16 protein-coding genes, 4 tRNA genes and 1 pseudogene are annotated in these 23432 nt (G+C 36.2%); 13 read left to right on the forward strand and 8 right to left on the reverse strand.

Annotated elements, in window-relative coordinates; genetic code table 11:
• Nucleotides 1-36 precede the first annotated feature (36 nt).
• A complete protein-coding gene (gene hfq, locus V3564_RS03445) occupies nucleotides 37-276 on the reverse strand; it encodes an RNA chaperone Hfq (protein WP_011179303.1) in 240 nt (79 codons plus the stop codon).
• Between the two features lie 720 nt (nucleotides 277-996).
• Between hfq and V3564_RS03450 the strand changes: the two genes are divergently transcribed.
• The 9 genes from V3564_RS03450 (at nucleotide 997) to V3564_RS03490 (ending at nucleotide 14404) form a co-directional block, all read left to right on the forward strand.
• On the forward strand, nucleotides 997-5502 hold the full coding sequence (locus V3564_RS03450) for a hypothetical protein (RefSeq protein ID WP_455481416.1): 4506 nt from the start codon (nucleotides 997-999) through the stop codon (nucleotides 5500-5502).
• Between the two features lie 920 nt (nucleotides 5503-6422).
• Nucleotides 6423-8765 carry an NADP-dependent malic enzyme gene (locus tag V3564_RS03455; protein WP_455481417.1) on the forward strand — a complete coding sequence of 781 codons (2343 nt, stop codon included), beginning with the start codon at nucleotides 6423-6425 and terminating at the stop codon, nucleotides 8763-8765.
• A gap of 176 nt (nucleotides 8766-8941) precedes the next feature.
• Complete coding sequence (locus V3564_RS03460; RefSeq protein ID WP_455481418.1) at nucleotides 8942-9226, forward strand: acyl carrier protein; 285 nt, start codon at nucleotides 8942-8944, stop codon at nucleotides 9224-9226.
• A gap of 10 nt (nucleotides 9227-9236) precedes the next feature.
• Nucleotides 9237-10412 carry a beta-ketoacyl-ACP synthase gene (locus V3564_RS03465; protein ID WP_455481419.1) on the forward strand — a complete coding sequence of 392 codons (1176 nt, stop codon included), beginning with the start codon at nucleotides 9237-9239 and terminating at the stop codon, nucleotides 10410-10412.
• 14 nt (nucleotides 10413-10426) lie between these two features.
• The gene (locus V3564_RS03470; protein ID WP_455481420.1) at nucleotides 10427-11716 is read left to right on the forward strand and encodes a beta-ketoacyl-ACP synthase; all 1290 of its coding nucleotides are present in this window, start codon (nucleotides 10427-10429) and stop codon (nucleotides 11714-11716) included.
• A 33-nt stretch (nucleotides 11717-11749) separates the two neighbouring features.
• Entirely contained in the window at nucleotides 11750-12778 is a 1029-nt protein-coding gene (locus tag V3564_RS03475) for a zinc-binding dehydrogenase (RefSeq protein ID WP_455481449.1), read from the forward strand.
• Nucleotides 12779-12784: 6 nt separating this feature from the next.
• The gene (locus tag V3564_RS03480; protein ID WP_455481450.1) at nucleotides 12785-13714 is read left to right on the forward strand and encodes a lipid A biosynthesis lauroyl acyltransferase; all 930 of its coding nucleotides are present in this window, start codon (nucleotides 12785-12787) and stop codon (nucleotides 13712-13714) included.
• A gap of 231 nt (nucleotides 13715-13945) precedes the next feature.
• On the forward strand, nucleotides 13946-14074 hold the full coding sequence (locus tag V3564_RS03485) for a MazG nucleotide pyrophosphohydrolase domain-containing protein (protein ID WP_455481451.1): 129 nt from the start codon (nucleotides 13946-13948) through the stop codon (nucleotides 14072-14074).
• 246 nt (nucleotides 14075-14320) lie between these two features.
• Complete coding sequence (locus tag V3564_RS03490; RefSeq protein WP_455481452.1) at nucleotides 14321-14404, forward strand: hypothetical protein; 84 nt, start codon at nucleotides 14321-14323, stop codon at nucleotides 14402-14404.
• Nucleotides 14405-14624: 220 nt separating this feature from the next.
• Here V3564_RS03490 and V3564_RS03495 read toward each other — a convergent pair whose 3' ends face one another.
• The gene (locus V3564_RS03495; protein WP_455481421.1) at nucleotides 14625-15008 is read right to left on the reverse strand and encodes an iron-sulfur cluster assembly accessory protein; all 384 of its coding nucleotides are present in this window, start codon (nucleotides 15006-15008) and stop codon (nucleotides 14625-14627) included.
• Between the two features lie 640 nt (nucleotides 15009-15648).
• On the opposite strand from V3564_RS03495, the gene V3564_RS03500 reads away from it, so the two are divergent.
• Nucleotides 15649-15725 (forward strand) — tRNA-Pro (locus tag V3564_RS03500).
• A gap of 262 nt (nucleotides 15726-15987) precedes the next feature.
• Here V3564_RS03500 and V3564_RS03505 read toward each other — a convergent pair.
• Nucleotides 15988-16486, reverse strand: a pseudogene (locus V3564_RS03505) (Hsp20 family protein).
• Nucleotides 16487-16758: 272 nt separating this feature from the next.
• Here V3564_RS03505 and V3564_RS03510 point away from each other — a divergent pair.
• The 3 genes from V3564_RS03510 to V3564_RS03520 all read left to right on the forward strand — a co-directional run bounded on the left by V3564_RS03510 (nucleotide 16759) and on the right by V3564_RS03520 (nucleotide 18967).
• A complete protein-coding gene (locus tag V3564_RS03510; RefSeq protein WP_455481422.1) occupies nucleotides 16759-17652 on the forward strand; it encodes a serine aminopeptidase domain-containing protein in 894 nt (297 codons plus the stop codon).
• Nucleotides 17653-18431: 779 nt separating this feature from the next.
• Nucleotides 18432-18794 (forward strand): cell cycle two-component system response regulator CpdR, encoded by a 363-nt coding sequence (gene cpdR / locus V3564_RS03515; protein WP_455480232.1) that lies wholly within the window; start codon nucleotides 18432-18434, stop codon nucleotides 18792-18794.
• Between the two features lie 98 nt (nucleotides 18795-18892).
• Nucleotides 18893-18967: transfer RNA gene (locus V3564_RS03520), tRNA-Val, on the forward strand.
• 1140 nt (nucleotides 18968-20107) lie between these two features.
• Here V3564_RS03520 and V3564_RS03525 read toward each other — a convergent pair.
• The 5 genes from V3564_RS03525 to V3564_RS03545 form a co-directional block, all read right to left on the reverse strand.
• Nucleotides 20108-20184, reverse strand: a tRNA-Arg gene (locus tag V3564_RS03525).
• A gap of 37 nt (nucleotides 20185-20221) precedes the next feature.
• Nucleotides 20222-20527 (reverse strand): ETC complex I subunit, encoded by a 306-nt coding sequence (locus V3564_RS03530; RefSeq protein WP_455480233.1) that lies wholly within the window; start codon nucleotides 20525-20527, stop codon nucleotides 20222-20224.
• A gap of 90 nt (nucleotides 20528-20617) precedes the next feature.
• Nucleotides 20618-20694 (reverse strand) — tRNA-Pro (locus tag V3564_RS03535).
• A 676-nt stretch (nucleotides 20695-21370) separates the two neighbouring features.
• Complete coding sequence (gene hdaA / locus V3564_RS03540; RefSeq protein WP_455480234.1) at nucleotides 21371-22060, reverse strand: DnaA regulatory inactivator HdaA; 690 nt, start codon at nucleotides 22058-22060, stop codon at nucleotides 21371-21373.
• A complete protein-coding gene (locus tag V3564_RS03545) occupies nucleotides 22057-23268 on the reverse strand; it encodes an AI-2E family transporter (protein WP_455480235.1) in 1212 nt (403 codons plus the stop codon). Before V3564_RS03545 ends, hdaA begins: the two co-directional genes overlap by 4 nt.
• Nucleotides 23269-23432 lie beyond the last annotated feature (164 nt).

Genomic DNA, 23432 nt, shown 5'->3' on the forward strand with positions numbered 1-23432 from the left:
AAAATGGGATAAGAGGCCTAGAGTAAAGTAACTTTTTTATTCAGAACTTTCACCTTCAAACATCTGAACAGGTTGTCCGGGCATAATTGTAGAAATAGCATGCTTATAGACCAATTGTGCATGTCCATCACGACGCAAAAGGACACAAAAATTATCAAACGAGGTTACAATACCCGTTAGTTTAACGCCATTTACAAGAAAAATTGTAAGAGAGATTTTTTGTTTGCGCACCGTATTTAAAAATACATCTTGCAGGTGTTGTGATCGTTCTGCCATTATTCTTACACCTTCCTCTCGAATTGCATAAAATATTTGTGCACGCATATCGACTGAAAAATATCCAATTGTCAACGTAGAAGCTTCAAAAATTAGCAAAAGACGACTTAATATCAAAAAAAAATACTCTTTAAAGTCTTAAACATCATCACCTGTGAAAATCTGTCATCAAAAACGAAAACTTTCCACGTTTATTTTTTATGAATTACAATTAGAAGATGATCCTTTATTTTGCATCCTAAGACGTGGTACATACCATATTTCATGCCACATATTTTTTAAAGAACTGCAATAATTAATTTCTCTCATTTAGAATCAGTAGAAATTAGCATAACAGCAACATGACTCATTAATTTATCATCGATAAAAGAAATGATAGGCTGCATATACATTAAGACATCCGCACGCCGTGGATTTTTTTAAATACTGTGCATAATTGCCATCAAATTGCCTCTACTTAAATACAACAGACCCATAATTCTATCTATAAGTGAGAGTTTTAAACAGTATTTTTTATTTTTTTATACTAAAATACTGCATTGTTTTTATTGTATTTTATACTTTTTCTGAATACAATAAAGGAACCGCGTTAACTTTATCTTGATAAGTTTTCAAAATTTTGCCCTGAACATATTCCTTTCTAAATAATTAACGGCTAATATATTGGAATATCTGGAGGAGGACGTATCCCTTTTCCATCTGTAAGAGTACGAGGCGAGTATGGCACGCAGAACCAAATTACAAACATTTGAAGTTGAAGCTGAAGAAGCTCTCACAAAAGCTATAAACTTTGATTTTAACGATGCGGAAATTGAAACGATATCATCCAACAATTCTGAAAATGTCGTTAATGTAAATGATTTGATTCAAAAGATTGCAATGGCAGAAGAAGAAGTTTTTGCTGAAAAGAATACTTCACCTCTTGTCTCAGAGATTTGTGATAACGCTGCTATTGATGAATCTGTTGTTGAACAGCTTTTTTCTCCGAAACCCGCATCTAAACCGTCAGGTGGAACTGTTCATAATACATTGTTATCCGCACAACCCCTTCCTGCCAATGATGATACAACAGCACCTTTAAATTTTGAATTATTAAAGCAACGCTCTACCTTTCGAATCTATTTGTGCACGACAGCGCTCAGTGCTTTATGGGCAGCAGGAGGCGCTTTTATTGCTCATAAGTTAGCTCCTGCTGGACTCAGCTCCTTATCGAGCATCACTACCTTTTTTACATCCCCAACAGGACTAGCTGTAGCGGCCGGAACAGCAGTTCCTATCCTTATATCTTGGGGATTTGCTCAATTAACAAAACGTTCAAACGAATTGCATAACATTGCTCTTCTTATGACAAATGCTGCACAGCGCCTCAGTGAACCACAACATATATCTGAAAAGCAAGCTATCGCCATAGGACAGACCATTCGCGAAGAAGTAGCGGCCATGAATGAGGGAATTGAACGCACCCTTGGACGTGCTGTTGAACTTGAAGCAATCATACAGGGAGAAGTTCATAATCTAGAACAAGCCTATGCTGAGAATGAATCGCGTATTCATACATTAATCAAAGAATTGAGCAATGAACGCATAGCCATTTTGAATCATGCTGACCGCGTACAATCAACAATTAAAGGGACACAGGAACAACTGAGTGATGAATTTGGCTCAGTTACCTCCAAAATTGTAAGCAATGTTGAAAAGCTTGCGCAAACTCTTTCCCAGACTTTACAAAAACAGGGAGAAGATCTTGTTGAAAAACTTTCTTATGCAGGTGATGGCGTAACAAATCAGCTCGTTGAAAAATTTAATGAAACCACAACACAAATTCAGCAAAAAAATACAGAGTTTTTCCACGAATTGGGAAAAAACTTTGATGACTTTTCAGAACGTTTTGATAACAATGAAAAACGAATAGAAAAAACCTTTAATCAAACAGCTGCTAAAGCTGAGACGTATATTGCTAAAATTGCAACGCATATACAAGAAACAACAGACCAAACTCTGCACAGTGTTGATGAAAAATTTAAAACACTGGATAAAACAATTATTGACCGTAGTAATCAATCTCTACAGAGTTTTGATGAAAAAGTTATGCAGCTTAACGAGCAAGCGTACAAGCTCTCTTCTAAGTTCGATAACGTAACTTCAGAAGCAATCGAAGCTTTTGAAAATCGTTTAGCAACTGTTGATCTTTCTCTTCAAGAACATGGCAACTCCATAATTGAATCTTTCATAACTCGCAGCCAAACCCTAGAAGATAATGCTAAAAAGCTTGGCAGCTTTTTGGAGACCCATGTCTCGCAAATCGATGAAAATCTCCAAGAAAGGACAGCTAATATTACCGAGGCGTTTGCAAACGGGCATGAGATCATTCTTTCTGCAATCGACAAAAGCAAAGAAAGACTGAGAGAGGAAATTCAACATGTTGATAATGCAATTGTTGATATAATACAAGAACGTTCACAAGACTTCAAATTACAACTTTCTGATCAAAGAGCTCTAATGGCAGACATGCTCGATAACGAAAAGAGTAAAATTGAAAAGATTTTTATTGATAATGCTCAAGTTGTTGATAATCTTTCTGAAAATCATGTTGCAAATATAATTCAGTACACAGATAAATTACAGGAAGTCATTATACAAAGCTGTGATACAACGAAAGATGCTTTAGAAGCACAAGCTAGAAATATTGATATACGTGCCGATGCTCTACGTGACTCTTTAGCTATTAATAGTTTTTCTCTTAACGAAGTTCTTGCAGATCAAACACGTACACTCGAGCAACGGATGGAGACAATCCATAATCTCATCGCCAAAAGTGATATACACGTTGATGTTGCGTTAAAGCAACAGGTAGACTTAGTTGAGAGTGCAATTGTTGCCAACAACAAGAACATTACTGAAACTGTCCAAGCTCATATAAAAAATCTCGAAAGCCATGTCGAAACTCTAAAGAATACTCTCTCTCAATCTAGTGGTACATTTTTTGAAACCCTTGAAACACGCATGGAAACGTTCGATACAAATCTGGAGGTTCGTGCACACAATATTTTTGAACGCGCAACCACGCTAGAGGAAACGCTGTCCGAAAAGCTTGCCCAAGTATGTGAAACTATCGAGATGCAAACATCTACTTTTGAAGAACGTTCTGACACATTAAAAACATCTATCATGCTTAATAATGAACAAAGCCAGGTAATTCAAAAAGCACTGGAAACAAGCGTTGATAATATGCGCATTACATTAGAGGACTCTGTTAATACAGTCACAGACAACTTACATAATAAGATTATAAAAGCCTCTGATATCCTTTCTTCTACGGGTGAACAGATACTTTCATCTGTTACAGATGTCACTGTAAAAGCAGAAAATATTCTCTCGGAATCTGGAAATCGCATTGTATCAAACGTTAAAAAAACAGTTTATAATACCAGTGAACAAGTTTTGTCTGTTCTATCTGAAAAAACGGCTCATACTATCAAAGCCTTCACAACAGCCAGTCATAATGCACAAGCGTTGTTAAATGAAACAATTCACACTTCAACAACAGCAATTGAACAAGTCCTTAACGAGCGCTGCGATGTTCTTCATCACTCCATGCAGAATCTTAAAAATAATTTAGGACACCAACTTTCTGATGTAAGCAGCCGCTTAGAAGAAGCAAACAATCAAACAGCTACTCAAATTTCAGAACATGTTGGGAAAATCACAGAGCTGACAAGCCATTTGAATCAAGCTGCGCAAAATACAACGGAGTCAATTGGTTATTTAACACAACATATTGGTGAACAACTGTCCCTTTCAACACAAGATGCTGAACAAAGAATTTGTGCACACAATGAATCTTTAGTAAATAGCTTGGCACAAGCCAACTCTGAGACTATTCAAGCAGTAACTGTTATGAAAGAAGATCTTGTCAAGAATGTCTCATCCATCCTTAAGCAATTAAATCAATCAATTTATAACTTCCACGAAAATAATAATGTTTTATTATCAGCAGTTCAAAATATTGATGGTCAGTTTAGCGAAACTGCAAATAATTTTTTCCACAATACTAACCAAGTAGCAGAGCGTTTATCAGCCTCAAACCAAGCACTCAATAACAATGTGGAAGTTCTGCAAGGACTCTCACAAAATGCATTTGAGCAAATTAGTCATATAACAAGTAGTTTTGGTGAACATGCTAAAACGCTTTCTGAAACTATTCGTGTTCTCGAACAGTCTGAAAATTCACTCAGTGCAACACTTGAAGAAAAACGCAATACACTCTCTGCATTAAGCAGTGCTCTTGTTTCAAAGTCTAATGAAATCAATCAACTGATTGAACGTTATGAAAATATTTTCAGCTTAGCCCTTGAACGCACTGACACAAATGCACGGAACTCTACACATTCACTCCAACAATCACTTAATCAACTTATTAGTGAAGCTTCAACCCGTTTTTCAGGAGCAGCAGAAAATATACGTCGCTCAGCTGATGAAGTCCGTTTAGAACTTTCAAAGATTAACAATGATATTAATGAAAATGTCCAAAAGCTGCCAGAAAAGACAAAAGAAACAACACAAACAATTCGCACTGCTCTGAATGAACAAATTACAGCATTAAAGGATTTGGTAAGCGTTATACAAAAAAGTAATCAAAAGAATGCAAACGAACAGCCAATATCAACAATTTCCACATCATCAACTAAGAGGAATGATCCTATTTCCTCTGAAGTCGTCAAGAAGATAGTACCACCCAAGCCTATTTTGCAACAAGATCAAAGCAAAAAAAGACAAAATAAATGGGTATCAAGTCTCCTAGAAAGAGCTTCTCGTGAAGACACTTTATGTGATGAAAAGTCTGATAATATTGCTTTTACATCAGTACAAACAAATTCTCACCCTGCGAATGAGTCTCTTAATTCATTAGCAGCTGGTATAGTGCGGGCCATTAACCACAATGCTGTTGTTGATTTATGGAACCATTACAAACATGGACAAAAAAATATCACGACAGAACGCCTTTATACTTTGAATGGGAAAGCGATATTTGAAATTGTTAAGAAAAAATATATGAGCGATGTTAACTTTAAACATTTCGTTAATCAATATATTACAGATTTTGAAAAACTTTTACGTGATGTATCCCGCAATTCTGATTCGAATAATTCAGTTCGGAAATATCTGACATCAGATACTGGAAAAGTATACACTATGCTTGCTCATGCAAGTGGTCGCATCCAATAGACAACAATAGAAGTGGAAAAGAATATTCTTCCACTTTTTTCTTTCCAGTTGTATTGATCGCTTCTTATCATATAACGCGCTGGTTATGAGTGAAGCGTTATCCATTAAGATTGGGTAGATGAGAATGGATGATTGGCATTGATATTCTAAGGATTAATCATACTTTAAATAGTATGATTAATCATAAAATAGTATATGCCATTCTAAGAAGATGAACGACTTCCCCTACTTCCTTTGGTTAACTTCTTTACAGCTTCATTTCTCGTATACGAGCTAAAAAACTAATTCATATATAAAATGTTCATGTAGATTTTCAGCTAAACCTTCGTTCATTAAAATACACATCTTTGCCGATATGCCTACACAGCTTATTTCATCAGAGCAAGTTCTATCTTGTTAGCATATTTACAGAATCAAACACTGCTCCAACCATAAGAATTGACTTTACCTCTATTCAGCAATAAACAACACAACTTCCATTATTCCGCTTGCCAACCTCCTTTTGAAAGGATACGAATAGTTTAAGATGTGCAAATATTGGTTTAGAGTTTTCTCTACACATTTATAGAAGTTTAAATAAAGCATACGTTTATGAAAGTTAGATTTAATTAATAAGCAACTTTTTTCTGTTTTTCCATGAATACTGCAAAAAATAACTGCTTGGTAATGTAATCATCAGTAATATTTTGTTTGTTTTTAACCGACAAATTTCTGATAAGGAGAAAATGATCGTGCTGATATCAATGAAATTATTAATGAGCACAAATGACAAGAATCATCAAACTGATTTAATGATCCAAAATAATTTGCTCATGCCCGTGCGTTTTTGTATTCAGAAAAATGAGATTCATCAGTGGAGAAGACCTGAGCGTAGATAGAGCCTCCCTATATAAACCTATATTAACTTGGATATCATTAAAATGTCTACAAAACAAAAGAGTAACTTTAGTTCACAAAAAGCTGAACTTGATAATGCCGCACTTTTTTATCACCAATATCCAAAATCTGGAAAATTAGAAATACAAGCGACAAAGCCTCTCGACAATCAGCGTGATCTAGCTCTTGCTTATTCTCCAGGTGTTGCAGCACCATGTCTTGCAATTCATAAAGATCCAAATCTTGCTGCTAAATACACATCCCGTTCTAATTTAGTTGCTGTTATATCAAATGGAACTGCTGTTCTTGGATTGGGAAACATTGGGCCGCTCGCTTCAAAACCAGTTATGGAAGGAAAAGCTGTTTTATTCAAAAAGTTTGCGAATATTGATGTTTTTGATATTGAAATTGATGCATCCAATATTGAAAAAATGGTGCAAACAGTATCTGCTTTAGAACCTACATTTGGTGGCATTAATCTTGAAGATATTAAGGCTCCTGAATGTTTTGAAATAGAAGAAAAACTACGCGCTAAGATGAATATTCCAGTTTTCCATGATGATCAACATGGAACTGCCATTATTGTTTCTGCAGCCGTACTAAATGCATTAAATCTTTCAGGTAAAAAAATTGAAGATGCAAAAATTGTTTCCTCGGGCGCGGGTGCTGCAGCTTTAGCTTGTATTAACCTTTTGGTTCATCTTGGAGCAAAAGTTAAAAATATTTGGCTTAGCGACTTAGAGGGAGTTGTTTATGAAGGTCGCAAGACACTCATGGATCGTTGGAAAGTCAATTATGCACAAAAAACCGATGCACGAACTTTATCCGAGATCATTGATAATGCAGATATTTTTCTAGGTGTCTCAGCGGGTGGTGTTTTAAAACCTGAATATCTAAAAAAAATGGCTCCAAACCCATTAGTGTTAGCGCTCGCTAATCCAACACCAGAAATTATGCCAGAAGAAGCGCATTCTGTACGACCAGATGCAATGATCTGTACTGGGCGCTCTGATTATCCCAATCAGGTCAATAATGTACTTTGTTTCCCCTATATCTTCCGTGGTGCACTAGACGTTGGTGCTACTGCAATCAATGAAGAAATGAAAATGGCTGCAGTTCATGCCATTGCTGCTCTTGCTCGTGAAGAAACATCAGATGTTGTAGCACGTGCGTACTCAAAGGAACCGTCCAATTTCGGACCAAATTATCTGATTCCCTCTCCCTTTGATCCACGCTTAATACTACGTATTGCTCCTGCCGTTGCTAAAGCCGCAATGGAAACTGGTGTAGCGATTCGACCGATTGAAGATATGGAGACTTATCACGACACTCTCAATAGATTCGTATTCCGCTCTGGTTTAACAATGAAACCCGTTTTTGCAGCAGCCAAAACAGCAAAACGTAAACGCGTAATTTATGCTAACGGTGAAGATGAACGCGTGCTTCGAGCGGCACAAATTGTTCTTGAAGAACAAACTGCAATTCCTCTCCTTATTGGTCGTCCACATGTCGTGGAGGCGAGATTAAAACGCTTTGGGTTAAAAATTCGTCCCGGCGTGGATTTTGAACTTACAAATCCAGAAAACGATCCACGTTTTCATGATTACGTTAATTTATTTTTTCGTTATGCAGGAAGACGTGGAGTATCCCCCGAAGTAGCAAAAACAATTGTCAGAACATCAACAACAGCCATTGCTGCCCTCGCTGTAATGCGTGAAGAAGCTGATGCAATGATTTGCGGTTTAGAAGGGCGTTTTGAGCGTCATCTTGAACTGATTGAGCAAATTATTGGGCTTGATCCAAATGTTTGTCATTTTTCTGCGGTTAGCTTACTTATCTCTCCACGTCGTACTCTTTTTCTAACAGATACTTATGTTAATGAAGACCCTTCTGCAGAAGAAATAGCAGAAATGACGATACTAGCAGCGCAAGAAATTGAAGCATTTGGAATAACCCCCAAAGCAGCATTATTGTCACACTCAAACTTTGGTTCAAAAAATACAGAAAGTGCGCGTAAAATGCGCCGCGCAACAGAAATTCTTACCGAATTATACCCAAATTTGGAAGCTGATGGTGAAATGCAAGGCGATGCTGCACTTTCTAAAGTTTTTCGTGATCGTGTTTTTCCCGATTCGCGCCTAAAAAGTGAAGCTAATTTACTTGTCTTCCCCACACTTGATGCCGCTAACATTACCCTCAATATCGTAAAAAACCTAACAAATGCGCTTCATGTCGGCCCAATCTTGATCGGAGCTTCACGTCCCGTACATATACTAACGCCTTCAGTAACTTCACGAGGAGTTGTTAATATGACAGCTCTTGCGGTTCTTGCTGCTAATAGAAAAAATTTACCGATAAAACAAATGAAAAAAATGAACTCAAAATAAATTTGAAAATTTTTTCAAACCTTAAAATACCATGCTTTTATGTACTGCAAATTTTCTGTCCTTACAAAAAATACAGTTATTCTGGATTAAGTCTTTTTTTTTAAGACAAAAAAAGCTAGAAGGTTAACGTTAAACTGTATTCTAAATTTATCAACTCTATAATAAGGAACCATGCATTGCCCTCTACGTTTGATAAAGTTGCTGATATTATCGCAGAAATCAGTGAAATTGATCGCAGCACAATCACACCTGAAAGCCATACAATCGACGATTTAGGAATCGACAGTCTTGATTTTCTTGATATTGTTTTCGCTATCGATAAAGCCTTTGGAATTAAAGTTCCACTAGAGCAGTGGACACAAGAAGTCAATGACGGTTCAGTTACAACAGAAGAGTATTTTGTTCTTAAAAATCTTTGCGCAAAAATCGATGAACTCGTTACCCTAAAACAGGCTGGTTAGTTTTTTCACCATGCATGATCAAGCTGTATTCATCACTGGTATAGGCCTCATAAGCTCTTTGGGTGAAGGGGTTGAACATCATTGGAATCTCCTGAATGATCCTACCGTTAGACCCAACCTAGATTGTACAACTTTTTCGCCCTATACTGTTCATAAATTGCCTGACATAGACTGGAGTTTACAAATTCCAAAAAGAAGCGATCAACGGCAAATGGGAACATGGCAACGCCTTGGTACCTATGCAGCTGGTCTTGCTCTTGATGATGCTGGCATGAAAAATAATGAACAATTAATATCAACAATGGATATGATCGTTGCAGCCGGTGGAGGTGAGCGTGATATTCTTGTTGATACAGAAATTCTTTCTAAAGCACGCACAGAAGTTAATTACGCTTCCATGTTAAATTCCGCTCTTTCGGCTGAACTTCGACCAACTTTGTTTTTAGCACAGCTTTCAAATCTTTTGGCTGGAAATATCTCGATTGTTCATAAAGTAACTGGTTCCTCTCGTACTTTCATGGGAGAAGAAGGCAGTGGGCTTTCTGCTATTCAAGTTGCTGTAGCTCGTATTCGAAAAGGACAAAGTACCCATGCACTCGTAGGAAGCTCCTATAATGCACAAGGCTATGATATGTTGTTGGCACATGAGCTTGGGGGTCTTTTAACACGCAGTGAATGGACACCAGTGTGGGATCGTAAAAATTGCCTTGGCGGTGGTGTTATAACTGGTTCTGGTGGGGTCTTCCTAATCCTTGAAAGTGGAGAACACGCGAGAAAACGTAATGCACGTATTTATGCTGAAATAAGCCAGATTATCACAGATCAAACAAACAGAAAAAAAATTCCGCTTAAGAAATCAATTGCAAAAATGTTGAAAACAATGAAAGCCCAATCTGCTTTAGCCATTTCCGCTGCCTCAGGTTTTCATGAAGTGACAGAAGCAGAAAAAAGCGCTTTTGATGATGCTGAAATATCTTACCGTGGTATTACAACATTATTTGGTTATATGCGAGAGGCGCAATTTCCTTTAGCACTTGCCCTTGCTGCTATTGCTGTTAGAAAAAAGCGCAGTTTTCCAATATTAAGTGCTCACGAAAAGCCTTTTTCTAAAGAAGTGCGTGAAGCATTAGTTACAACCATTGGTATCAAAAGAGCTGAAGGTCTAGCACGTCTAACTACTGCGTAAGGGAAATTTCTATAATGGAATATAACGATCATCTTGGACGTCCACTTGTAGCAGTAACTGGAGCAGGCGTTGTAACATCACTGGGACAAGGAAAACATGAAAATTGGCAGAAGTTAACGAATGGTGTTAGTGGAATCCACAAAATAACACGCTTTCCCGTTGATGGATTAAATACACGTATTGCTGGAACAATTGATTTCCTTAAAGAAAGCACGTTTGGCGCTTCAGCTCTTTCTGAAAAACTCGCGGATCTTGCAGCAGAAGAAGCTATAGAACAAGCAGCTCTTGATAAAACAAATTTTAATGGACCATTATTTTTAGCCGCTCCTCCCGTTGAGCTTGAGTGGAAAGCGCGCTTTACTCTTGATCAAGAAGGAACAGTCAATAATAAGCCTTCTTATGCACACCTTCTTGAAGTCTGTAGCCATAAACTTCATGAAGAGCTATTTGAAACCACACAATTTGGTGCAATTGCAGAAAAGCTTCAAGAAAAATTTGGAACAAAGGGGCTTCCTGTTACGCTTTCAACGGCTTGCGCATCTGGTGCAACAGCAATTCAGTTAGGTATTGAATCCATTCGACGGGGAGAGACAAATCGTGCACTCACAATTGCTACAGATGGTTCAGTTTCAACAGAATCCCTTATTCGCTTTTCTTTGTTATCTGCTCTTTCAACCCATAATGATCCTGCAGAAAAAGCAGCAAAACCCTTTAGTCGTGATCGAGATGGTTTTGTTATGGCAGAAGGATCAGGTGCTCTTGTTCTAGAATCTCTCAAAAGTGCATTAGAGCGTAACGCGACAATTTTAGGCATTTTGGCTGGATGCGGAGAAACGGCAGATGATTTTCATCGTACGCGTTCAAAACCTGATGCATCACCAGCAATTGAGTCAGTTCGCAAAGCCTTAGATGATGCAAAAATAAGCATCAGTAAAATTGACTATATTAACGCACATGGAACCTCAACACCTGAAAATGAAAAGATGGAGTATCTCGCATTATCAGCAGTCTTCGGTGATATTTTAAAGCATATTCCAGTCTCTTCTAATAAATCAATGATTGGTCATACATTAACTGCTGCCGGCGCCATAGAAGCTGTTTTTTCACTTTTAACTATTCAATCAGGGGTACTTCCTCCGACAATCAATTACGATATCCCTGATCCTAACATCCCTCTAGACGTTGTTCCTAACCACAGCCGGAAGGCCAGTGTCAATACAGTTCTGTCCAATTCATTTGGGTTTGGCGGTCAAAATACGAGTCTTGTTATTACAGCATATAAAGAATCATCCTTTTCATCGTAACACTTAAACCTGTCAGTATATAAGGGGATAATGATGCGTGCACTACAACTCTTCAATGAGCGCCGACTTGAAGTCACTAATATCTCTCCACCACCACCACCTACCCCCGATGAAGTAACAGTGCGTATAAAAGCCGTTGCTCTTAATCATATTGATGTATGGGGCTGGCGTGGTATGGCCTTTGCTAAAAGAAAAATGCCACTCGTGATTGGTGCAGAAGCTTCCGGTGAAGTTGTCCAACTGGGTAGTAATGTTAAAAATTTAAAACTTGAACAGATTGTCTCAATTTATGGCGCACAGACTTGCGGAGTGTGCCAAGCTTGTTGTGAAGGGCGGGATAATCTTTGTACTCATGTAAAAGGTGTCTACGGTTTTCATCTTGATGGGTTTGCCTGTGAATTTGTCAATTTGCCAGCGCGTTTATTGGTTACAGCTCCTCCGGAATGTAATGAATTGCAAGCCGCTGTCGCTCCAGTTACTTTTGGTACTGTAGAACATATGCTTTTCGATAACGCAAAACTACAAGCAGGAGAAACAATTCTGATACAAGCCGGTGGTTCTGGTATTGGCTCAGCAGCTATTCAACTCGCAAAACACATAGGATGTACAGTTATCACGACTGTAGGTTCAGATGAAAAAATTGCAAAAGCACAATATCTTGGAGCGGATCACGTTATTAATTACCGTAAAGACCGTTTTGAAGGTGTCGTCCGTAAATTAACCGACAAAAAGGGTGTTGACGTTGTTTTTGAGCATGTCGGAACTAATACATGGAGTGGATCTCTGTTGTGTATGAAACGAGGAGCACGTTTGGTAACTTGCGGTTCTACCTCTGGAGTTACAGCACCACTAAATTTAATGCAGTTATTTCAGCAGCAACTTAAGATATTCGGTTCATTTGGTTGTCGTATAGAAAATATGCAAAACGCCATGCAGAAAATGGCACAAGGCGTTGTACACCCTGTCATTGATACAATTATTGGGTTTGATGAAATTGATACAGCTTTAAAACGAATGGAAAGCCGTGATATTTTTGGTAAAATTGTTCTTAAAATTGATTAGATTATGATGAAGTTTTATATTAAAAATTTAGTGTATCGTATTAAAATTATAGTAAAAAAATTATTTTACTTTCTTTGGGGATATCCGCTCATAAGTTCTTTATTTATTTTAAAATACTTTCCTACCAATATTGGATTTTCTTTTTTTTCCTGGTTGGCAAAAACATTCGGTCCTCTTGGACGTCGTCATAAAATCGCACTTGCGAACCTTAAAGCAGCGTATCCAGAAAAAACAGAAGAAGAGCTCAAAGCCATTGCAATAGAAATGTGGGAGAATATAGGACTGTTCCTAGCTGAATATATTTTTCTTGATAAAATTTTTGATTTTGATCCTGATGCGGATCAGCCAGGGCTTATTGAGGTAAAAGGTGCTGAAATATTTGAGCGATTAAAAAGTGAAAAAAAACCGCATATTTTTTTCACAGCTCATACAGGAAATTTTGAACTTCTTCCTATATGCGCACAAAGTTTTGGTCTGAATGTTACAGTGTTATTTAGACCACCAAATAATCCTTATATTGCAAAGAGAGTTCTTAAAGCCCGGAAAACTTCCATGGGACATCTCGTCCCATCTAAGGCCGGTGCAGCTTGGGCATTAGCGGCCAAGTTAGCAAAAAATGAAAATGTTGGCATGCTCATTGACCAAAAGTTTCGCCAAGGTATTTTAGGAACATTTTTTAATAGATCACTTAAAACTAATCCTTTAATTATAAAACTTGCGCGACAGTATGATTGTGATATTTATCCAGCACGTTGTATCCGTCTTCCTGGAGGACGCCATCGTTTAGAATTATATGAACGTGTAAAACTTCCACTTGATGAAAAAGATGAGATCGATGTAGCTGCTTCCACGCAAAAATTAAATGATATTGTTGAAAGTTGGGTACGTGAATATCCTGGACAATGGATGTGGTTACACAGACGTTGGGATATCTAATATCCATAGCGCTTATATATAAGAGAGATACAAGTATTTGCGTCACAAGGTGTCAATGATCTTATCGCAATTGTTACAGCATTACGAAATCATAATAGCGGATGTATCTGGAGTATAAAAAATTTGGATCTCTCATACCCTAATTCTCGAAGAAGTTTATGAAGTTATAGATGCCATTAAAAGGAAATACCGAGCGGACTTTGCAAAGAGCTCAGTGATCTTTTTCTACAAATAGTCTATCATGCTGCAGTTGCACAAGAAGAAGGCAGCTTTATTTTTGAAGATATTGTTCACACAATTACTGCAAAGATGATTCATTGCCATCTTCACGTTTTTGGAAATGCAGAGCAAAAAACGTAGTTTTGTAGAAAATAAATGGGAATAATATTAAGAAAATAGAACAGGCTGAACAAAAAAACTCTACGAAAAATAAAACTCATCAAACAATTCCACAATAAGCATTCTTGCAAAAGTAAAAAAGATCTAGCCCAATACATAAAAAGCATTCGCTTTACAAAAGCAGCTTCTAAAGTAGGTTTTGATTGGCATGAGAGTCATAAAGTATTTGCAACAATAGAAGAAGAGCTCAATGAACTCAAAGAAGCAATCAAAGATGATAAAACATCAGATATAGAAACAGAATTTGGTGATCTCCACTTTACCTTGCTTAATCTCGCGCGCACCACTTGAATATTGATTCATAAAAAGCATTAAGAAACAAATTATAAAATTTCGAAATCGTTTTCCTATATTGAAGAAAGTCAATCCACTCAATCTAAAAACACTGGCTGAAGAAACCTCAAATAAAATGGAAGATCTCTGAATAAGGCTAAAAATGAAAGGTAAAAAATATTAAATTTTACCAGCCTAAAAAATAAGAAAATCCCCAACTCACTGAAATACAATCTTACTAAGCTCTATTGGTTTTATACGCTTCATTTAGTTGATTTTGCGAGGCAGAACGAAGTTCTACCGATTCACCGCACCCACATGCTGAAATTTGATTAGGATTTTTAAATACAAAACCGGAACGAAGTGTTGTCACTTCATAATCCACCTGTGTTCCTAATAAAAACAATACTGCATCATGTGCTATAAAAACACGAGCGCCGTTAACTTCAACAACATCTGCATCCAAACCCTCTTCCTTTACAAGGGTAATTGTATATTCCATCCCCGCACAGCCACCCTTCTTGATACCAATAAGAATACCATATGCATCTTTGGAATCCATAATCACTTTAACCTGATTTACTGCAGCTTCCGTCAAATTTATTACCGAAAAACGACCCATCGCTCACTCTTTTGTTGCTAAAAAAATACTTTGAAAGCATTTCATCTACAATATTTTATTTTTGGTATATCAAAAACAAAATAACAAGATAAAATCAAAATATTCTGATCTTTTTTACCAGAAAAAAACCTCATACCAAAAATTTTGACTTATGATTATGCTATCCGAGATCCCTACCTTATTGTCCTTGTAACCTGTTGCAAAATACCCTTTTTACAAAAAATTAAAAACGGAGAAAAAGTTCTTCAATGCTATACATCTACTACTACAGCTTGTAAAAATTTCACCTTTTTGAAAGATTCCTGATGGATAAACAAAAACATTAGATACCACCCTTCTTTCGCACCTATTAAGTGCTAGAAAAATGAACTTTTTGAGAAGCACAAAGGCCTTATCTCCTGTTTTCATAATCCGCAAGATCATTAAATAAAATATATGATATAACAGCTATAAAATCAACGAAACTTGGAACTTAAAACTGTTTAATTTTTCATATCAATCATCAAAGAAAGATTGAGTACAAAGTCTCATTTTCACTCCCGCAAGCTCTCTTTTAAATAGCAAAAGTATTTTAGATTTTATTCTATTTATTTTTTCTCTTGCCTTTAAAGAAACAGTCGTTTAGTCGTTTTACATAGTTCGGAGCGTAGCGCAGCTTGGTAGCGCACTTGACTGGGGGTCAAGGGGTCGTGGGTTCAAATCCCGCCGCTCCGACCATTTTTTCAAAAATATACCCAGTAAATACAGAATATCCCTATTTTTGTGAATTAAATTATTATTCTATCATGATGTATGAAGTTTTGAAATTTTATCTCATTTTCTCAATGTACAACGATGTACGATCGAAGAATTACAATAAATTTGAAATAGATAGACAGTTTTTCTTCGAATAACCTTCCTTGCAATAGTGCAATGGAAAGTTATAAAAAAACGCGAGACTTTTGTCTCGCGCCACTTTACTATCTTAAAGAATGAATAATCATTCGGTTTTCTCAGTTTCTAAATTCGCTTTACACAGTATTATGACTGTTATCATTTTTCACGGCAGATGATGATGTTTGCACAGTTATTTTCTTTGGTTTTAGTTCAGCCGGCATCTCTCTTTTAAGCTGAATATGAAGAAGACCATCGCAAAGTTCTGCTCCAACAACCTTAACATGATCGGCTAAATGAAAACGCCGCTCAAAAGCACGCGAAGCAATACCTCGATAAAGGAATTCTCGTTCTTCATCATCATTTTCCGGGTTCTTCTTACCCTTAACCATAAGCTGATTACAATGCACTTCTATATCGATTTCATCTTGAGAAAAACCAGCAACAGCCATAGAAATTCTATAAGAATCTTCAGTTAAACGCTCAATGTTATATGGCGGATAAGAAGAGACATCATCAGGTTGTGTTCTGGAATCAAACCAATTAAAAAGATGATCAAAACCTACTGTTGAACGATGAAATGGTGAAAAATCTATTTGACGCATAATATTGCCCTCCTTAGAGCGACTATAATTGACTCACAAAGTTCCCAAATGGCAAACCTGCCCGTGAACCAGCAGTCCCATCATGGCGACCGCACTATTTATCTGGTAATTGCTCTACCCTATTTCAACTCTTTTGTACTTGAATTCGTAACAACACACGAACGAAATATAACTGTTTTTTAACTCTTCTTCATCAATCATTACATGAATACCAGTCTTCTCTTTATCTCACTTTGCACTAAGTTGCCAAAATACACTGTAAAGGATATCAATTGGAAACACCTCTTTATCCCACTCCTCCCAATATCCGTAATAGCTACCTTAAAATAACCACTGATCGCGAAATTCGTTTTGCGATAACATATCCTGAAATAAAAAAATCCAAGGGAACAATTGTTATTCTCAAAAGCCATACAAATGCTTTAGAAGAATATTTTTTACTAATGAATGAAATTTCTAAACGCGGTTTTCATACAACGATATTTGACTGGTTTGTCCGAGAAAAATCACAATTCAATACAAAAAAACAGAATCGACTCCATTATTTTGATATTAACAATGACATTAATAACTTACATGAATTTCTTAAAAATATTGTTTATTCTGATTGTCCACCACCTTACTATATTCTGGCCTATGGCATGGGTGGATTAATAGCGCTCAGTAGCCTGGATCTTATTAACCATAAGTTTAATAGAATGCTCTGCGTTTCTCCCCTTTTTGCTCCGTTTGGCAATAAAACGAATAGCTTTCAACATAAATTAACACAACTTCTTTCTGATATAGGTCTTGGATTTTTATCAGCTAACGGTGGAAAAAAACTTAAACAAAAAAATACACAATTTTGGCGTGCCAATAAAACACCTTTTCCCTCTATCAAGCCTCCAACATCTCGATGGATGGCATCAGTACTTAATGCAATTGATTCTATGAAAAAAAATATACTTCATGTCCATTTACAAATCCCAACACTGTTTATACTCGCCAATCAAAACAATATTGCGAACAACATTGAAGTACGACAATTATGCCAACAAATACGTTTAATGGACAGTATCACCATTATAGGCGCTGAACTTGACACAATCATGCATGAAGAAAGTTACAAAAAACAATTTTGGGCTGCATTTGATGCATTTATTCTCGGTGATATATCTATAAGATAATATTTCTTAAAAAGCATAATTTAACATTATAAAGATAAGAACACCAATTTTAAAAGAAAATACAGGAAATTTTATTGTAAAAAACTCAAACATAAAAGTTTTTTAATCCTAAAAATAAAAGTTATAATTTTATAGTAACTAAAATTTAATAATTCTATAGAATGAATATTAATTATTCAAGTATAAAAACTATTAGCAGATCAAATATTAATACAATATGGTGTAAAATAGAAATTAAAACATAAATATAAATTTGTATATTTAAAAAAATTTGTTCTTAGTTTATACAGTAGAAAATAGTATTTTATCCCATTTAAAGAAAGTATTTTGGAAATAAAATCATTGCATTTACAATGTATATATTCATAAAAGTATATGAAAAAACAGCTATAAAAAATCCGCCTTGTCGTATAACTTCTCAAAAACAGCATCTCAACATAATACCCTTACGATTCTCCAAATATAGGCAGTTTCTAAAGTGAACATTCACATAAATCCTTCAATGAAGCTCCGACCAGAAAAAATTTAAAAGAAGCAGAAGTGGTGATTAATCGCGCTTAAAGTATTCAAACACTGCCTCCTTCTTTTAGTGCCACATACATTTCGAATTTAACAAACTCACAACTAATATGCTGTACTATTATTGACAAGAATGTAAGAATTAACCATTTTGCCATTCACTCCAATTATGAGCATTTTATCATCTTTTTTATAAATACTCTATATTGTATAATTGATGTGGCAAAAACTCTGACAAATGGAGCCATTGGAACATAATCATGAAACGAATCCTGCTCGCAGAAGATGATAACGATATGCGTCGCTTTCTAGCAAAAGCCCTAGAACGTGCAGGCTATGAAGTCGCCGATTTCGATAATGGTGCTAGCGCATATAAACGTCTACAAGAAGAACCATTTTCCCTTCTACTTACTGACATTGTGATGCCAGAAATGGATGGAATCGAACTGGCACGACGCGCTACTGAAATTGATCCTGATTTACGAGTAATGTTTATTACAGGCTTTGCAGCAGTTGCACTCAATTCAAATAACGATGCCCCTCCTGATGCAAAAGTGCTTTCTAAACCATTTCACTTACGTGAACTGGTTAATGAAGTTGAAAAAATACTTATAGCTGCTTAACAGGATGTTTTTCCAAGTTATTTGTCTTTGATGAAATAGAAAATTAAATTAGGCGTTGACGTTTGTAATTCTATGTGGTGTATGCAACGTCATTGAGTGGGCGTGTAGCTCAGCGGGAGAGCACTACGTTGACATCGTAGGGGTCACAGGTTCAATCCCTGTCACGCCCACCATTTTGTTATTTTATTACAAATAGCATTTTATTTTTCTATTCTCTTTTTGAAGTTAGGGAAAATATCATAGAGCTAGAAAATAGAACTTTTGAATATGCTGCTAAAACACATCCTTATTATTTTCTGCAGCTGCTAAATTCTGTTGTGAAAAATTATTCAAAATCTCGCAAATATATCAACAGTTTTACCACTAAATAAATCAGAAAGCTTTATTGTAAAAACTTTCAACGAGCATTAGCTTCTTTTCTTAAGAAGGTCGCTGTTTCTAGATCTAAAGCGTAATAATTCAATGATTTTTTCTGTCATCGCAATTAGTTCTACCATCGCAATTAGTGCAGACTTTTTGCAGATATCTATAGAAGATAAAAATGTTGACGACACGCTTAATTTTTTTGCCATATCTAACAGTCGTTTAGAGTGATCAAGGCGCAGTTTACGTAAGATTTTATCAAATAATGTAAGCACATAAACAGAATTCTTTTGAATCAGAACAAATATTCGTTCTGATTCTAATAAAAATTTTTAGATTTTTTCTACAATTACAAATTATGACTTTCCTTTAAGATATTTTTGTAAATCACCAGATATAAACAATATTTCCACTTTTAAAAAATAAACCCCTTTGAAGATTTCTCTTATCTCATCGCAATCATTCAAACTTAACACAAACTTTCCTTGGATATCTTTGAGGATTTTCCTCATTTTTACAAAACTCTCTTCCGAAAAATTTCCAAAGCTACAATCTCTTTCTTATCTGAATAAATCTGACTAAAAACAGAAAGAAGTTAATTTAAAACAGATATTTTCTTCCAATTTTGCCTGAACTAGTAGAAGCTCTTAAAATGACTTCTATTGGAGATAAAACATTTTTGTAGTAAAAGCGGAAATAAACTCATTAAAGAAAGTTCTGGCGCCTTGTTTCATGAGGCGTTTATGCAGCTGGGATTCAAAATCAGCACATGGATTAGGACATTAGCAGAAACACGTGCAGCTAATACAGAAGCGATAATATCACAATTCGAAGCACTTTTTGGCTGGATAAAAGACAGCATAGTATAGCTGATAGAAAATAACTCGCAACAGAATCAAAAGAACAAAAATGTTGGAACTTTTATAGAATCTCTTTATTCTATTTAAATATGGTGATCCCGACAGGATTCGAACCTGTGACCCACGGCTTAGAAGGCCGTTGCTCTATCCAGCTGAGCTACGGGACCAACTGATTATTTTCTAAATTTCAAATAGCACCCTTAATCAATGCGTCCAAGGCTGCTGCCTATCACTGCGAAAATTATCAGAATAAGAAACAGCACGCCGAATCGGTCCATGTGTTTTTTCTACACGATAAGGGATAGCATTCTTGCGTGCAAAAGCAACTGCCTCTTCTTCCCTATTAAACTGGATTTTTATCTGACTATTCATGTCAGATGTCGCCGTATATCCCATAAGAGGTTCAAGCATTTTTGCCTGTAACGGCTCATATTGCAAAATCCAAAAACCAGTATTTTTTCTACCTGACTGCATCGCTGTCTTTGCAGGACTATAAATACGCGCGATCATGGCTACTTTCCTTCAGACTACACAACGCTTGAATGACAATTTCTTACCACACGCACCCAATTGGGCTATTTTCTCACACAGAACCAAGAATGGTCGGAGCGATAGGATTCGAACCTACGACCCCCTGATCCCAAATCAGGTGCGCTACCAGGCTGCGCTACGCTCCGCCATTTACATTAACTGATGTACATTTCCTAAAATTTTCACAACAGAAGTGCAAGGGAAAAACGCATTTTTTCTTAATTTTATTGTTTTTCTTTACAAAAAAGGACTTTTTTAAACTTTTTTCTGCTAACTGACACATTCGTTGACAAAAATAAAAAATGATACCTACAAAAAAATCTAATCCAAATCAGTAGATATACTTTTAGCAATAACAATCACCTAAGCATCACAAAAATTTACCTAATAGTATAAAACTCAAACACCCTTACTTTGCTCATATAGAATCAAACACGCATATGAGGAAAATAGATCTATCTCTCTGTTCCCTTATTCTTCCAGCCACTCTTATTTTTAAAAACTCTAAGCTCTCCAACAATAACAATGGATAAACTAGAAAAACAAATACTTTTCTCAATAGAAAAAGGAGAGACCCCCTTTTCCTTGAAATCATTTTCAAACGCTCAAATGCGCTTATACAAAGGCATGGAAAGAACACAACGTCATAAATTAAAAATCTCAAGGCCATTCGAACAATGTATTAAGCAGATTATAAAAGAAAAAATGCTATTATGCGAAAAAGGATAAAATTAAAATCATCACACTTCTATCTGCATACTACAGTAACAATAGAACTCAAACACTTTTTACTAAACAGTCTGAACCACGCTAAAAAAGCGTTTACTGTGTTTGCATGTTAAGGACTTCACTAATAACAGCACGTGTTATTTTGCTTTTTCTTTGTAATGCTAACCGATCAACAGAATCAATAACACGTTTCAACGAAAATAAAGAACGCTCACAACGACTTACAAGATAGTAAACAGTATCCGGATGAACGATAATCTGTCTATCAGAAAAAAGTTTAAAAGCGACAGCTGTTAACAATGCGTCATCAGGCTGATTAATAGCAACTAACATAACCGAATTAAGGCGACTTTTTAGATCATTTAACTTTAAATTCCACGTTGAAGGCACTGTACGTGCAGTTATCAATAAAGTAGCTTGACGTGCATCAAGATTTGCTTGCTTAACACTATTAATTAAGTGAAAAAGTCCTGTCTCACTGACTTCACCCGCATCAATATCCTCAATTAAAAATGATTTTCCCAAAGAAGCCACAGCAATAGCCTGATCAATTTCATTACGATGAATACTTAAAGCTTCAGCTTTCTGCGCCCATACGCTAGAAAAATGTGTTTTTCCAGATCCTTCTTTTCCAACCAAAACGGCAATAGGTAAAACCCAGTTCGGCCAATGCTCAATAAGCTGAAAAGCCATACGATTGCTTTCCGTCACCAACAAATCATCAAATTGGAAAATCGAGTTATAAGAAAAATTTAAGGATAATTGCGTTTCACGCCCATTCATTCTAGTGGCTCCGAATTTCCACTTCGCGAATACATCTGAGAACGAAGATAAGTATGAAGAGCAAAACGAACCAAAACACCAACAGCCGCAGCAGCAGGAACAGCAACAAGCATACCAGTAAAACCAAATAATGAAGAAAAAGCAAAAAGTGCAAACATCAACCACACCGGATGTAGCCCCACTGACGAACCCACAAGTTTTGGTTGAAGAATGTAGCCTTCAACAAATTGACCAATTAAAAAGATAACCATGATAACGACAATCCAACCCCAATTGTTTGGGTAAAACTGGACCCACGCAACACCAACAGAGAGCACAAAACCACTCATTGTGCCAATATAAGGAACAAAGCTGATAAGGCCAATAAATATACCAATCAAAAGACCAAAATTAAGCCCCGTGATTGTTAGACCAATAGCGTAATACCCTGCCAATATTAAACAAACTGTTCCTTGTCCACGAACAAATCCAGCAACAGCTCTGTCCATTTCATGAAAAATACTGCGAACGGTTTCAAGGTGATCCCGCGGTATCAACGAATCAACTGATGCAACCATACGCGGCCAATCTAATAACATATAAAATGCCACTACAGGTGCCACAACAAATAGACTGACGATATTAACGATAGATTTTCCTGACTTCAAAAGTGAATTCAAGAGGGATGTAATAAAATCAGAACTTTTTCCCAAAAGTCCTTTAATATTACTCTGTAATTCATTTGGGTCACTATCAAAATAGCGCCTAACCCAATTAAAATCATGCTCAACAAAAAAAGTTTGAATACGGCTAATATAGACGGGCAAGCCATCACTCACAAATTTCTGTATTTGCCAACTAATAATAGGAATCAGAATGACTAAAGCAGCAACAAAAACAATAATAATAAACAATGTAATGAGAACAGTGCCAAAAACACGACGAATACCAAACTTTTCAAGTAATTGAACAATAGGATTAAGAAAGTAAGCTAACACAATCCCCGCCACGAAAGGAAGCAAAACTGATCCAAAAACAAACATAAAGAGAATGAAAAAAAACAATGTACCAAGCCAGAAAAAAATTTGCTTTTTCATATTGTTTGGTAACGGAACTTGAGCATAAGCTGGTACATAAGTCTTATAACGACCACGAAATCCATTTTCACTAACTTTTTTTTTCATAAGCTGCCAAGCAGAATGATCGTGATTATCTGATATCTTACTCATGAAATATCCTAAAAAAACTTTTTACAAAGATTATAAATTTCTTTTACATGGGTCAAGCAGAGTTGCTTATTTCTTAAATGCCAAATATCAATATCTCTTGCAGAGATAACTCTATCATGGCATTGCATAACATCAAAACCCGATTTTCCATAAGGAAGGCTCCA

The sequence above is a fragment of the Bartonella sp. B12(2025) genome, assembly GCF_053795135.1.